The organism is Occultella glacieicola (genome assembly GCF_004353825.1).
Lineage (GTDB): Bacteria > Actinomycetota > Actinomycetes > Actinomycetales > Beutenbergiaceae > Occultella > Occultella glacieicola.
The window spans coordinates 39,602-53,416 of record NZ_SMNA01000004.1 but is presented as its reverse complement, the minus strand read 5'-3'; the positions used below and the strand labels follow the sequence as shown (position 1 = coordinate 53,416).

The 13,815-nt window shown below is 73.9% G+C and carries 10 protein-coding genes; 8 read left to right on the top strand and 2 right to left on the bottom strand.

What is annotated here, in order from left to right; translation table 11 throughout:
• The first annotated feature begins 28 nt into the window (after positions 1-28).
• The gene (locus EXU48_RS08230) at positions 29-784 is read left to right on the top strand and encodes a phosphotransferase (RefSeq protein ID WP_133107185.1); all 756 of its coding nucleotides are present in this window, start codon (positions 29-31) and stop codon (positions 782-784) included.
• A gap of 7 nt (positions 785-791) precedes the next feature.
• Here EXU48_RS08230 and EXU48_RS08225 read toward each other — a convergent pair whose 3' ends face one another.
• Positions 792-2,537, bottom strand: coding sequence for an ABC transporter ATP-binding protein (locus EXU48_RS08225; RefSeq protein WP_133107184.1), 1,746 nt, complete (start codon positions 2,535-2,537; stop codon positions 792-794).
• A complete protein-coding gene (locus EXU48_RS08220) occupies positions 2,534-4,243 on the bottom strand; it encodes an ABC transporter ATP-binding protein (protein WP_133107183.1) in 1,710 nt (569 codons plus the stop codon). The genes EXU48_RS08225 and EXU48_RS08220 overlap by 4 nt, the downstream gene beginning before the upstream one ends.
• Before the next feature lie 256 nt (positions 4,244-4,499).
• On the opposite strand from EXU48_RS08220, the gene EXU48_RS08215 reads away from it, so the two are divergent.
• Genes EXU48_RS08215 through EXU48_RS08185 form a run of 7 tightly spaced genes read left to right on the top strand, consistent with a single transcriptional unit; the run spans position 4,500 to position 13,775 of the window.
• Positions 4,500-5,702, top strand: a complete 1,203-nt coding sequence (locus tag EXU48_RS08215) for a glycosyltransferase family protein (protein ID WP_133107182.1) — start codon at positions 4,500-4,502, stop codon at positions 5,700-5,702.
• A complete protein-coding gene (locus EXU48_RS08210; RefSeq protein WP_207947668.1) occupies positions 5,689-6,981 on the top strand; it encodes a glycosyltransferase family 4 protein in 1,293 nt (430 codons plus the stop codon). The genes EXU48_RS08215 and EXU48_RS08210 overlap by 14 nt, the downstream gene beginning before the upstream one ends.
• Positions 6,978-8,177, top strand: coding sequence for a glycosyltransferase family 4 protein (locus EXU48_RS08205; RefSeq protein WP_133107181.1), 1,200 nt, complete (start codon positions 6,978-6,980; stop codon positions 8,175-8,177). The genes EXU48_RS08210 and EXU48_RS08205 overlap by 4 nt, the downstream gene beginning before the upstream one ends.
• Positions 8,164-10,020 (top strand): ABC transporter ATP-binding protein, encoded by a 1,857-nt coding sequence (locus EXU48_RS08200; protein ID WP_133107180.1) that lies wholly within the window; start codon positions 8,164-8,166, stop codon positions 10,018-10,020. The genes EXU48_RS08205 and EXU48_RS08200 overlap by 14 nt, the downstream gene beginning before the upstream one ends.
• Positions 10,004-11,299, top strand: coding sequence for a phosphotransferase family protein (locus EXU48_RS08195; RefSeq protein WP_133107179.1), 1,296 nt, complete (start codon positions 10,004-10,006; stop codon positions 11,297-11,299). The genes EXU48_RS08200 and EXU48_RS08195 overlap by 17 nt, the downstream gene beginning before the upstream one ends.
• A complete protein-coding gene (locus EXU48_RS08190) occupies positions 11,296-12,411 on the top strand; it encodes a phosphotransferase family protein (RefSeq protein ID WP_133107178.1) in 1,116 nt (371 codons plus the stop codon). Before EXU48_RS08195 ends, EXU48_RS08190 begins: the two co-directional genes overlap by 4 nt.
• A complete protein-coding gene (locus EXU48_RS08185; protein ID WP_133107177.1) occupies positions 12,408-13,775 on the top strand; it encodes a UDP-glucose dehydrogenase family protein in 1,368 nt (455 codons plus the stop codon). The genes EXU48_RS08190 and EXU48_RS08185 overlap by 4 nt, the downstream gene beginning before the upstream one ends.
• The last annotated feature ends 40 nt before the right edge of the window (positions 13,776-13,815 follow it).

Here is a 13,815-nt window from a genome sequence, read left to right as displayed (position 1 = left end):
CCGTGGTCGGGACGGCTAGCCTCGCACCATGGCCGAGGAACAGGTGTTGACGGGCGGCAACGTCAGCACCGTCGTGCGGGTCGGCGACACCGTGCGCAAGCCGTGGACGGCGGCGACGCCGCACGTGCACGCCTTCATGGGTGCCGTGCGCGGCGCCGGTGTCGACGTGCCGCAGACGCTCGGGCGTGACGATCGCGGCCGGCAGGTCCTCGAGTACGTCCCGGGCCGCCCGGCCCTCGACTCCGATCCGCTCACCCTGGCGGAGCTGTCCCGGGTCGGGCTGCTCGTCCGCGCCATCCACGACGCCGGCGCGGCATTCCGGCCGTCCCCGGACGCGCACTGGGACGCCGTGATCCCCGCCCCGGGCGACGACGTGATCTGCCACAACGATCTGACGCCCTGGAACCTGCTCCTCGGCGAGCGCTGGACGTTCATCGACTGGGACGGCGCCGGGCCGAGCACCCGGGTGTGGGACCTCGCGTACACGGCCCAGTCCTTCACGCTCTCCGACACCACGCAACCGCCCGCCGAGGCGGCCCGACGACTCCTCGCGCTCATCGACGGCTACGGTGCGGACGTGGCCATGCGGTCAGGGCTCGCCACGACCCTGGCGCCCCGGACGGCAGCGATGTACGAGCTGCTCGAGACATCACACCGCTCGGGCCGCCAACCCTGGGCGGCCATGTTCACGTCGGGACACGGCGACCATTGGCGGGCCGTCCACCGGTACGTCGAGCGGCACGAGGAGGCGTGGACCGGCGCGCTCACCGGGACTCCGGGATGACGCTCGCTCAGGGTCGGTGACGCTGCCAGGCCGACCAGAGCTCGGCGTACGCGCCACCGGCGGCGACCAACTCGTCGTGGGGGCCCTCCTCGACCACGCGCCCGTCGGCCATCACGACGACTCGATCGGCGCGCACGGCCTGGTCGAGCCGGTGGGCGATGATCAGCGCGGCGCGCTCGGACATGACCGCGTCCGCGGCGCGGTCGAGCATGGCGCCGTGGGCGGAGCCGGCCTCCGCCGTCGCCTCGTCCAGCAGCACCAGCTCCGGGTCGGCCAGGTGGGCTCGGGCGAGCGCCACGAGCTGAGCCTGCGCCACCGTGAGGGTGTGGGCGTGGGGGCCCACCTCGGTGTCGAGCCCGTGCGGCAGCGCGGCGACCTCGTCCGTGGCGCCGACCGCCCCGAGCGCAGCCCGGATCTCGGTGTCGGTGGCCTCCGGTCGGCCCAGGGTGAGGTTGTCGCGAACCGTCCCCGCGAACACGTGCACCTCCTGGCTGATCAGCACGGTCCGCGCATGCGCTGCGTCGCTGACGCTCACCGCGCCCGACCACGGGGCGTGCACTCCGGCCACGAGCGCGGCGAGCGTCGACTTGCCGGCCCCGGAGGTGCCGACGACCGCCACTCGTTCCCCGGCGCGCACCCGCAGGTCGACCTGGTGCAGCACGGCGGCACCGTCGTAGCCGAACCGGACGCCGGACACGGCCACCGGCAGTTCGCCGTGCGGCCGGCGCTGGTCGTCCGTGCCCGGTTCCATCCGGGTGACGCCGACGATCCGAGCCAGCGAGGCGAGCGCGGACTGCAGCTCGTCGATGAGTAGCAGTACCCCCATCATCGGCCCGAAGAGCTGGAGGAACAGCAGCATCGCGGTCGTCGCGCCACCGATCGTGAGCTGGTCGCCGCCCACCAGCACGAACGCGACCACGAGGATCGTGGACATACCCACGAGCTCAGCGGTGTTCAGACGCGAGAAGAAGGTATTGACCACCGCGCGGGCCCGCAGCGACAGCTGCACCACCTGCCAGGACGCGAACCCGATCCGGGCGGAGTGCACGGCGCCGAGCCCGAAGGCCTGCACGGTGGGCAGCCCGCGCAGCGCCGCGAGCACGTGGTGGGCCCGGACACCGACCGCGGCGCGCTCGGCGGCGTAGATGGGGGGCGCGTTGCGCAGGTAGGACCGCAACGCGATCACCTGGAGCGGCACCACCGTGAGCACCACGAGCGCGAACCACGGGTTCAGCACCGTGAGGGCGATGACCGTCAGCACCAAGGTGAAGCCGGACGCCGCGACCGTGGGAATGGCGTTGGGCAGACCGGCCGCCACCTGGGCGACGTCGTCACTGGCCCGGGAGGTGAGGTCGCCCGTGCCCACCCGCTCGACAACCCGTCGCGGCAGTCGCAGCGCGCTCGTGACGAGCCCCTCGCGCAGTTCGGCAAGCAGGTTCTCCACCAGGGCGGCGGCCCCGAGCGACCCCGCGCCGGTGGCGAGGGCCTGGACGATCGCGCCGGCCGCCATCCAGGCGCCCAGCCGCCACACGTCGGCGTCGGTGCTCGAGGGTGCCGTCGCGAGATCGACGATCCGACCGAGGGCGGTCGGCAGCACGAGGCCCGCTGCCGCGGCGACCACGAACGCACACGCGACGGCGATCACGAGCCATGCCCGACGGCGCAGCAGGCTCGTGCAGGTGCGCCAGACCTCGCGGGTGGTCGCCACCGGGATCGTCGCGATCACCTCACCCGATCCGCTCGCCGCAGTCATCGTGCCCCCGACACATCGACGGCGGCCGGGTGCTCGATCACACGGTCGCAGGCAGCGAGCAGAGCTGGGGAGGTGGTCAGCAGCAGGGTGGTGCGGCCCGCGCGCAGCCGGGGCAACCGCTCCGCGATCAGAGCCTCGGTCACGGAGTCGACGGCGGTGGTCGGCTCGTGCAGCACGAGCACCGGCGGGTCCATCACCAGGGCCCGCGCGAGCGCGACGCGCTGCCGTTGCCCGCCGGACAGCCGCAGTCCGCCCTCGCCGACCACGGTGTCGAGCCCGTCCGGAAGTACCCGGAGGACGTCGTCGCACGCGGCGGTGCGCAGGGCGACCTCCAGCAGGTCGGCCCGGTGCCCGGGGAGGGCGAGGTTCTGCTCGACCGTGCCGTCGAACAGGGACGCCTCGTGCGGGGCGACGAGCATCCGGGCACGGGCGGTCTCGGGTGTGCCCGGATTGACGGCGACGTCGCCGACCAGGACCGATGCGCCGTCGTCGAGCGGTCGGCGGGCGGCCAGGGTCTCGGCGAGCGCCACGGCCCGCGTGCCCTCGACGTTGATGCCCACCAGCTCACCCGGCGCGATGTCGAGGTGGATCCGCTCGCCACCGCCGAGGTCCACGTCGGCGACTCGGACCGGCAGCGTGTCGGTGGCCGGTGCCGTCGGGGCGCCCCTGGCGGTCGTCTCGTCCTCGGAGAGCAGGTCGAGCAGGCGCGACGCGCTCGCCTGAGCTGCCGACCAGACCGGAGCGACGTTGCGCGCGAACGCGGTGATCGGGTTCATCAGTAGCTGCGTGAGCCCCACCACGGTGATCAGGCCACCAACCGTGAGGTCGCCACGCACCGCCAGCAGCCCGGCGCCCACCGCGATGCCGACCAGGAACAGGCCGGTGATCGCGCCCAGCCCGGCGGTGAGCCCGGACTGGTGGGCCCGGGCCCGCATCGTGGCGTGCAGCGTCTGGCGCGAGGTGTCCCGGTAGCGGGCCGCCGCGACGTCCTGCGCCTGGATACCGGCGAGCACCCGGTGCCCGGCGAGCAGATCGGCGGCCGCGCCCGACGCGTCCGCGATAGCGGCGGCCTCGGACTCCGCCCGGCGGCGCAACGGGCGGCCGAGCAGGTCGAGCAGCACCAGCAGCACGGGTGCGCCCACGAGCACCGCGACGCCCAGCGGCACCGACTGCAGCAACAGCAGGGTGCCGCCGACGATGATCGCCGCGGCCTCGCCGACGGGGTAGACCATCAGCGTGGTCGCCATCGTCAGCCGTCGGACGTCGTTGGTCGCCAAGGCCAGGGCACTGCCCGGGAGCCGGTCGGTGCGGGCCCGCGGGTGCAGCAGGCGGTCGGTGACGTCCGTGCGCAGCTGGTGCTGCATCGTCTCGGCGCCGAGCTGGCCGTACCAGGTGCCGAACCGCACCACCTGCGCGAGCAGCACGAAGTTGACCACGAGCAGCCCGAGCCACAGCGCCAGCCCCCGGACGTCGCCCGCGACGACCGCGGTGTCGATCGCGCGTCCCATGATCACCGGCACCAGCGCCTCACACACCTGGTGCACGACCGCCGACCCCGCTGCGGGCAGTGCGAAGCGGCGTGTTCCCCACATCGCCCGCCGTACCAGCGCACGCGGGGTTGCCGCCGGCAGCGGGTCTGGAAGGACGACAGGCGTGTCGGAGATCTCGCCCCGCCGCACACTGATGACGGCACGAGGACGGCTCATGTGTCGGCAGCGTAGCGCCGTGGAGCCGGGCCCCGGCCGACCGTCTCGCGGCTGGGACGGGCCAGGTCGGTGACAGCGACCGAGCGCCGGCCCGGATCGTCACAGGCACGCGTGCGTTGCTCCCTTTGGTGGTCGGCGCCCCAGTGAAGATGAGGGCCTTCTCATCGGGCGTTCACGTCCGTTTCACCCTGGCGCCGAATCGTGGTCATCCTCGCGGCAGTCCCACCCGGGCCGCCCCCGACCACGTGGAGGACCGATGACGCGTCGGCGAATCGCGCTCTACTCGCACGACACCCAGGGCCTCGGACACATCCGGCGGAACATCGAGCTGGCCGCCGCCCTGGTCGACGCGGACGCGGACACCGACGTGCTCCTGCTCACCGGAGCGCCGGAGGCCACCGCCCTCCCCCTGCCTGCCAACACCGAGGTCCTCACCCTGCCGACGGTCGCGAAGGACTCCGACGGCGGCTACGGCGCCCGGGTGTTCGACCTGAGTCTCGCCGAGGTGCTCGAACTGCGCAGCCGGATCATCGCGGCCGCGCTGACCTCCTTCACCCCCGACCTGTTCATCGTCGACAAGGTCGCGCGCGGGCTCGGCGGCGAACTGGACCGCACCCTGCGCACGCTCCGCGGCAACGGCCGCACCCGGGTGGTGCTCGGCCTGCGGGACGTGCTGGACAGCCCGGACGTCACCCGGCGCGAATGGCGCGACGCCAACACCACGTCGGTCCTGCTCGCCTCCTACGACCAGGTCTGGGTCTACGGGGACGCCGGCGTCTACGACCTGGTCGCCGAGTACCGGCTCCCCGGACCCGTCGCCCGGATGACCCACTTCACCGGCTACCTCGGCCACGGACGGGGGCGCACCGTCGGAGCCCGCCCCCGCCGTGACACCTCCGCCGTCGGGGTGCCGGCCGATCCCTACGTGCTGTGCATGGTCGGCGGCGGGCAGGACGGTTCGGACCTGGCCCGCGCGTTCACCCACACCCCGCTGCCCGCCGGCCACCGGGGCGTGCTGGTCACCGGCCCGTACATGGACGCCGCCACCAGGACCGAGGTGCACCGGGCCGCCGCCGACCGCGACGACCTGTCCGTGCACGAGTTCGTCACCGACGCGGTCGACCTCGTCCGCGGTGCTCGGGCGATGGTCACGATGGGCGGCTACAACACCGTCTGCGAGGTCCTCGCCTCCGCCCGCCCGGCCCTCGTGGTTCCCCGGGAGCGGCCGCGGATGGAGCAGGCGATCCGCGCCGACCGGCTCGCCGGGTCCGGCTACCTCGACACCATGCGCGCGCACCGCGCCGACCCCGAGCGCCTCGGCGAGTGGCTCGCGGAGGCGGTCCACCGAGGCCCGCGTCCCCACCCCATCGACCTCGACGGCCTGAGCAGCGTCCCTGCGCTCGCCCGCCGTCTTCTCACCACCCCCCTCACCCTGGAGTCCCCCCGTGTATCCGCCTGAACCCCGCATCGGCTACGTGCTGAAGATGTACCCGCGCTTCTCCGAGACGTTCATCGTCACCGAGATCCTCGCGCTCGAGGAGCAGGGAGCCGATCTCGAGATCTTCTCGCTGCGTCCTCCCGCCGACGGCAGGTTCCACGAGGCCCTCGCCCGGGTCGCGGCGCCCGTCACCTACCTGCCGCACCACCTCAAGGCAACCGAGCTGTGGCAGGTGCTGCGGGCCGCCCGGGCCGAGTTGCCCGACCTCGAGGCGCACCTCGACGAGCTCCTCGCCGCGGCCCCGGACGACGCCGCGGCGGCCGTCGAGCTCGCGGCCCAGGTCCGCCGCCGTGCGATCACCCACCTGCACGCACACTTCGGCTCGGTCTCGACCACCGTCGCTCGACTCGCCGCCCGGGTCGCGGGCATCACCTACAGCTTCACGGCCCACGCGAAGGACATCTTCCACGCCGACGTCGACCCGGCCGACCTGCGCCGCAAGCTCGCCGACGCGGCCTTCGTGATCACCGTGAGCGACTACAACCTCACCTACCTGCGGGGCACGTTCGGCGCGGCCGCCGACGGTGTGGTCCGGCTGTACAACGGCCTGGACCTGGATGCCTTCGCCCACCGCGCGGCTCTGCCGCACCCGAACCAGGATCCGGCGATCGTCGGGGTCGGCCGCCTCGTCGAGAAGAAGGGCTTCGTCCACCTCGTCGACGCCCTGGCACTGCTGCGGGAGCGCGGTTCAGCCGCCCGGCTCGAGCTGGTCGGCAGCGGCCCGGAGGAGTCCGCGCTGCGCGCGCGGGTCGCCGCCCGCGGGCTGGGCGACCGCGTCACCTTCCACGGCCCGCTGCCGCAGGGCCGGATGGCCGACGTCGTCTCCCGCGCCAGCGTGTTCGCCGCACCGTGCGTGGTCGGTTCCGACGGCAACCGCGACGGCCTGCCCACCGTGGTGCTCGAGGCGCTCGCCCTCGGCACGCCCGTGGTCGCGACCCCGGTGACCGGGATGCCCGAGGCGGTCCGCAACGGCGAGACGGGACTGCTCGTGCCCGAGGCCGACCCGGTCGCCCTCGCCGACGCGCTCGAGTACGTCCTCTCCGACCACGACGCCGCCCGCGAGCGCTCCGCCGCCGGTCGGCTCCTCGTCGAGGACCTCTTCGACACCCGCCGCAACGCGGCCCGGTTGCAGGCCAGGTTCGCGGCCACGGCCAGGTTCGCGGTCGCTGCCACGGATCACCGGGCCCCGGAGGCACCGGCCGTCGGCCCGGCGCCCGACCTCGCGGGGGTGGCCCGATGACCCGCGTCGCCTACGTCACCACCGACCCCGGTATCAGCGTCTTCGGGCGCAAGGGCGCGTCCGTGCACGTGCGCGCCGTCATCCGGGTCCTGGCCGCCGCCGGTGCCGAGGTGCACCTGATCACGCCCCGCACGGACGGTGAGCCGCCGGCCGACCTCCGCGGCGTCACCGTCCACCTGCTGCCCGAGGTCTCCGGCGCGGATGGTGCTGACCGGACGGACCGGGAGCGCGCCGCCCGGCACAGCGACGCCGCGGTCGCGTCCGTCCTCGACCGGCTGCACGCGACCGGACCCCTGGACCTCGTCTACGAGCGCTACGCGCTCTGGGGCCGCACCGCGACCGCGTGGGCGCAGGAGAAGGGCGTCCGCGCCGTGCTCGAGGTGAACGCGCCGCTGGTCGCGGAGGCGTCCCGCCACCGGGGCCTCGTCGACATCGCCGGGGCGGAGCGGGTCGCGAGCGACGCGATCGGCCGCGCCGACGCCGTCGTCTGCGTCACGGACCCCGTCGCGGACTGGGCCCGCGATCGCACCCACGCCCCCGAACGGGTGCACACCGTCGCCAACGGCGTGGACACCCGGGCGATCACACCGGCCGGCCGGCCGGTCACCGCGGCGGATGCGACCACCTTCACCGTCGGCTTCGTCGGCACCCTCAAACCCTGGCACGGCGTCGACGTGCTGATCGATGCCCTCGCGCTACTGCTGCGCCGCGACCCGAGCTACCGGCTCCTGCTCGTCGGTCACGGCCCCCAGGCGCAGGCGCTCGCCGACCGAGCCGGCCACCTCGGCATCGACCGGGCGATCGAGGCGACCGGCGCCGTCGACGCGGCGGAGATGCCCGCCCTGCTGCACCGCATGGACGTGGCCACCGCGCCCTATCCCGAACTGGCGGACTTCTACTTCTCCCCGCTCAAGGTCTACGAGTACCTCGCCGCCGGCCTACCCGTGGTCGCGTCCCGGATCGGAGGGTTGCCGGCACTCCTGGGCGACGGCCGCCTGGGGACGCTCGTGGACCCGGGGGACGCCCGGGCGCTGGCCGACGCGATCGCCGACCTGCGCGCCGATGCCACCCGCCGGGCCGACCTGGGCCGCCTCGGTCCCGAGAACATGGCCGCCAACGACTGGAGCCGCGTGGTCGAGCGCATCCTCGACCTCGTCGGCATCCACCTGGACGTGAGCGCCGATGACCTCGTCTAAGCCCACCACCCTGCGCGGCGCCCTCCCCGGGCTGCGCCGCACCGCCAAGCACGTGGCACCCCACCTGCGCTCCGAACGCCCCCTGCTCGCGGGCGGACTGGCGGCCATGTTCGCCGAGGTGCTGATGCGACTGCTCGAACCCTGGCCGTTGAAGTTCGTGCTGGACGGCGTGATCGCCTCCAGCGGAGCCGAGATCGCCGGCGAGGCACCGACGAGCCTGACCACGGTGCTGCTGCTGGCCAGCACCGGCCTCCTGGTGGTCGTGGCGCTGCGGGCGTTGGCCGCCTACCTGATGACGGTCGCGTTCGCGCTCGCCGGGAACCGGCTGCTCACCAGGGTCCGCGGGCAGGCCTTCACGCACCTGCAGACGCTGTCGATGGCCTTCCACGACAACTCCCGCACCGGGGACCTGGTGGCCCGGGTGACCTCCGACGTGGGCCGGCTCAAGGAGGTCGCGGTCACCGCGGCGCTCCCCCTGATCGGCAACGTCGTCACCATGATCGCCATGGTCGGCGTGGTCTTCGTGCTGGACGCCCCGCTCGCGCTCGTCATGATCGCGGTCCTGCCGGTCTTCCTCCTCACCGGGGCCCGGGTGTCCAAGCGGATCAACGGGGTCTCCCGCCAGCAGCGCAAGGCCGAGGGTGCGCTCGCGTCCATGGCCACCGAGAGCCTGTCCGCGATGCGCGTGATCCAGTCCTACTCGCTCGAGGACAAGATGAGCAGCGCCTTCGCGAGTAGCAATCAGAAGACCCTCAAGGACGGCGTGAAGGCCAAGAAGCTCTCCGCCGGACTGGAGCGCAAGACCGACCTGCTGGTCGGCATCGCGACCGCGGCGGTGCTCTACATCGGCGCCACCCGGGTCCTGGCCGGCGCCCTCACCCCCGGTGAGCTCGTCGTCTTCATCACCTACCTCAAGGCCGCGTTCAAGCCGATGCGGGACCTGGCCAAGTACACCGGCCGGATCGCGCAGGCCGCGGCATCCGGGGAACGGCTCGTGGACGTCTTCGAGCAGACCCCGAAGGTCGTCAACAGCTCCTGGGCCCGCCCGGCCCGACGGTTCCGCGGTGACGTCTGGCTCCGCGGCGTGTGGATGTCCTATACGCCGAGGCACCCGGTGCTGCGCGGCATGGACCTGCACGTGCACCCCGGCGAGCGGGTCGCGGTGGTCGGGCCGTCCGGGGCCGGCAAGTCCAGCCTGGCCATGCTGCTGTCACGGCTGCGCGACCCCGAGGCCGGTCAGGTCTGCATCGACGGGATCGACGTGCGCGACCTCACCCTGGAGTCCCTGCGACCTCAGATCGCGATCGTGCTCCAGGAGAGCCTGCTGTTCGCCACCACGATCCGGGAGAACATCGCCGATGGTGCCCCCGGGACCACCGACACCCAGGTGGAGGAGGCCGCCCGGCTCGCCGGCGCGCACGACTTCATCATGGCCCTGCCGCACGGGTACGAGACCGTCGTCGGAGAACGCGGCACCACGCTCTCCGGTGGCCAGCGCCAGCGCATCGCGATCGCACGCGCCGCCGTCCGGGATGCGCCGATCGTCATCCTCGACGAGGCGATGACCGGCCTGGACAAGGGCACCGAGGATGAGGTGATCGCGGCCATGAACCGGCTCACGCAGGGCCGCACCACGATCATCATCACCCACGACCTGGCCGCCGCCCGTGACGCCGACCGGGTGTTCTGGGTGGAGGGCGGCGTCGTGACCGACTCGGGCCGTCCGGACACCGTCCTGGACCGACGCACCGGTGCGGCCGCGGCGACGGGCCCGGAGGCCGAGCCCGAAGCGAACGCCGAGACCACCGAAGGGAAGGAGCAGGACCGTGCTCTCACGACCTGACCGCGCCCTGGCCGCGCGCGACCCGCGGCTGACCGCGCTGCCCGTGCTGCTCGACCGGCTCGCTCTCCAGGAGTGGCTGAGCACGCTGCTGGGCGCCGACCTGCACGTACGGCCCCGCTACCTGCGGTACAAGCCGGGCACGAGCTGCGTGGCCGCGATCGAGGTGACCGGCCACGCCGGCGTTTCGCCACCCGACGCGTTGGCGAGCGTCCCGGTGACCCCGGCCGGCAGCCGCACCGTCATCGTGACCGCGCACGGACCCGACGGCGTCCGCAAGCTCGGCAAGACGGTCGACCGGGCGCCGCGTGGGTCGGTGCTCGCGGCCGACCAGCCGCTGAACGCGATCGTCACCACCGTGATCGCCGACCGGGACCTGCCCGCCGTCGCCGCGTGGCACGACCGGACCCGGACCGAGCGGGCCGTGCAGCGGGCCACACGCGGCGCCGTCGGCGGCCTCCAGCGCGGCACCGGCGTCCGTCAGCTCGCCTACAAGCCCCAGCGCCGTTGGGTCGGCACCGTCCGCTCCGACGACGGCGCCGACCTCCTGCTCCGCGCCTACCGACCGCGGGACCTCGCCGCGGCGACCGACCGTGTCCGCGCCCTCGAGCGGGCCGGTGCTCCTACTCCGCGGCTGCTCGGCCGGTGCACCCGCTCCGGCCTTGCGGTCCTCGAGTTCCGCCATGGTGCGCCACTGGAGGGGTCCGCGCCCGCCGCCGACCTCGCCGCGGTGGGTGCCGCGCTCGGGGCCCTGCACGCCACGCCCGCGGACCTGCCCGTCCGCGACCAGCGCTCCGACCTCGCCGGCGCACGGCGGACCACCCAGCAGGTGACCGTGTTGCTTCCGCACCTGGCCGAACGGGTGGACCGGCTCACGACGGCGCTGACCGAGCGTTGGCCCACGCCGGACGCCGGAGGGCAGGTGAGCCTGCACGGTGACTTCTCCCTCGACCAGGTGGTCCGTACCGGTGCCGGCACGGTGGGCCTGATCGACCTCGATCACGCCGCCCGCGGCCAGGCCGAGGTGGACCTGGCCAGCCTGGGCGCGCAGGCCGTGCTCGACGGCGCGACGGAGCCGGAGACGCTCATGGCCGCCGTCGCGGCCGGCTACCCCGACGAACCGGACCCGGCCCGGCTACGGCTCCACCTCGCCGCGCAACTGCTGCGCCGGGCGGCCGAACCGTTCCGTAGCATGCGTGGCGACTGGGCGGAGCGGACCGAGGACGTGCTCGTCCGGGTCGAGGGCCTGCTCCGGCACGGGCGGCTGGGAGTGGCGTCGTGACCGGCACCTTCGACCTCATCGTCTCCGACCTGCGCGCGGCCGGGCACACGCTCGAGCGGGCGATGCCCCGCGACGAGGGGCACGCACTGTTGATGGTGCGCACCCGCCCGGGCGCCGGCGTCGCCGGCCAGTGGTTCGCCGACCCGGACCGGGCCACCCACGTCGCGGCCGCCACCACCCGCCGGCCGGGCGGCACCCGGCACGTCCAGGGCGTCGGCGAGCATGTCATCCTCCAGGCCGGGGGAACCGACCGGCGCCTCACGGCGCTGCACGATCTCGCCTCGGCACCCGGCGCGCACCTCGTCGCGCACCGCCCGGAGCGCCGCGGTGTGGTGCGGCACGAGGTCGGCGGCCGCATTGTGTTCACGAAGGTGGTGCGGCCCGGACGGGTCGACGGCCTCGTCGACACGCTCGCCACGACTACCGGCGCTGGGGTCCGCGCACCCCGGGTGCTCGGTGCCGACGAGACCACCCTGACCACCGAGGCAATGCCCGGCCACACGCTGCACGAGGCGCTCGCCGCACCGGGTGCCGAGCCGGCCGACCTGACCGAGGCGGGCCACGCCGTCGGGACCCTGCTGCGCCGGCTGCACGCGGTGCCCCCGCCCGCGGGCGGCGTCGCCGTCCATGACGGCGCCGCCGAGTTCGCGGTGACGCGACGCTGGTTGGGGCTCGCGCAGGCGTACGGGGTGCTCCCGCGCACCGCCACGGACGTGCCCGCGGCACTCGCTCGCGCCGAGGCGTCGCTCGTCCCGTGCGCCCGACCGGTGCTCCTGCACCGGGACCTGCATGACAAGCAACTGCTCACCGCGGGGGCGGAGGCCGGTGTCCTCGACCTCGACCTCCTCGCCCTCGGCGACCCGGCCCTGGACCTGGCCAACCTGCTCGTGCACCTCGAACTGCGTGCCAGGCAGGGGGTCACCACCCCGGCCCTCGCCCGCGCCTGCGCGAGCGGTGTGCTGAGCGGCTACCGGCCCACCGCCGTCGAACGGGCCACGCTGCCCGGCTACGCCATGGCGACCCGCCTGCGACTGCTCGCCGTGTACGCCTTCCGACCCGCCACCACAGAGGCCGCGACGAGCGTCCTCGACGACCCCTGGGAGCTCCCATGACACTCACCATCAGCGTGATCGGCACCGGATACCTCGGCGCCACCCACGCCGCCTGCATGGCCGAACTCGGCTACGCCGTCGTCGGCGTCGACACCGACCCCGCGAAGATCGCCGACCTGAGCGACGGCCGGCTGCCGTTCTACGAGCCCGGACTGCCCGAACTGATCCTCGCCCACACCAGCGCAGGTGCCCTGCGGTTCACCACGGAGGTGGCCGAGGCCGCCGATGCCGACGTGCACTTCCTCTGCGTGGGTACCCCGCAGCGGCCCGACGGCCTTGGCGCCGACACCTCGCACGTGCGGGCGGCCGTCGCCGGGCTCGTCCCGCACCTGCGGCGGGACGCGCTGATCGTCGGGAAGTCGACCGTGCCGGTCGGCACCGCGCACGAACTGCAGGACCTCGCGGACTCCCTCGCCCCCGAGGGCGTGCGGGTCGAGATCGCCTGGAACCCCGAGTTCCTGCGGGAGGGCCGCTCGGTCGAGGACACCCTCCGCCCGGACCGACTCGTGTTCGGCGTCGCCAGCGACGCGGCAGAACGGAGCCTGCGCGCAGTGTACGAACGAGTCCTCGGCGCCGGGACCCCCCTGGTGGTGAGCGACCTGGTCAGCGCCGAACTGGTGAAGGTGTCCGCGAACGCGTTCCTGGCGACGAAGATCTCGTTCATCAACGCCGTCGCCGAACTGTGCGAGGCCACCGGTGGCGACGTGACCGCCGTGTCCGAGGCGCTCGGTCACGACGCCCGGATCGGGCACGCCTTCCTCAAGGCCGGGCTCGGCTTCGGCGGTGGCTGCCTGCCCAAGGACATCCGCGCGATGATGGCGCGCGCCGGCGAGCTCGGGGTGGACCAGGCCCTGACGTTCCTGCGCGAGGTCGACGACATCAACATGCGCCGCCGGCACCGGGTGGTCGAGCTGGCCACCGAGGAGGTCGGCGGCAGCCTGCTCGGCCGGAGGGTCGCCGTGCTCGGGGCGGCGTTCAAGCCGCTCACCGACGATGTCCGCGACTCCCCCGCACTGAACGTGGCGGCTCAGTTGCAGCTGCGCGGCGCCGGCGTGCGCGTCTACGACCCGCAGGCGATCGACAATGCCCGGGCGGTGTTCCCGACACTGACCTACGCGGACTCCGCGGCCGAGGCGCTCGCCGACGCCGACCTGGTGCTACTGCTCACCGAGTGGTCGGAGTTCCTCGAGCTCGACCCGGAGCAGGTCGGTGGCCTCGTGGCGCAGCGCCGCGTGATCGACGGCCGCAACGCCCTCGACACCGACGGCTGGCGGCGTGCCGGCTGGAGCTACCGCGGGTTGGGCCGGCCGCGGATGGAGCCGATCGTCGAACCGGCCGCGCCCGAGCCGGTCCTAGCCGGCTGAGCGGGTACTTCCGCCTGTCGCGCAGTACCCGAGGCCCGAA

Bases quoted from the DNA above. Each gene is read 5' to 3' on its own strand.
- EXU48_RS08215 (WP_133107182.1), top strand. From the start codon at position 4,500: ATGACGCGTCGGCGAATCGCGCTCTACTCGCACGACACCCAGGGCCTC.
- EXU48_RS08220 (WP_133107183.1), bottom strand. From the start codon at position 4,243: ATGAGCCGTCCTCGTGCCGTCATCAGTGTGCGGCGGGGCGAGATCTCC.
- EXU48_RS08205 (WP_133107181.1), top strand. From the start codon at position 6,978: ATGACCCGCGTCGCCTACGTCACCACCGACCCCGGTATCAGCGTCTTC.
- EXU48_RS08185 (WP_133107177.1), top strand. From the start codon at position 12,408: ATGACACTCACCATCAGCGTGATCGGCACCGGATACCTCGGCGCCACC.
- EXU48_RS08230 (WP_133107185.1), top strand. From the start codon at position 29: ATGGCCGAGGAACAGGTGTTGACGGGCGGCAACGTCAGCACCGTCGTG.
- EXU48_RS08225 (WP_133107184.1), bottom strand. From the start codon at position 2,537: ATGACTGCGGCGAGCGGATCGGGTGAGGTGATCGCGACGATCCCGGTG.
- EXU48_RS08200 (WP_133107180.1), top strand. From the start codon at position 8,164: ATGACCTCGTCTAAGCCCACCACCCTGCGCGGCGCCCTCCCCGGGCTG.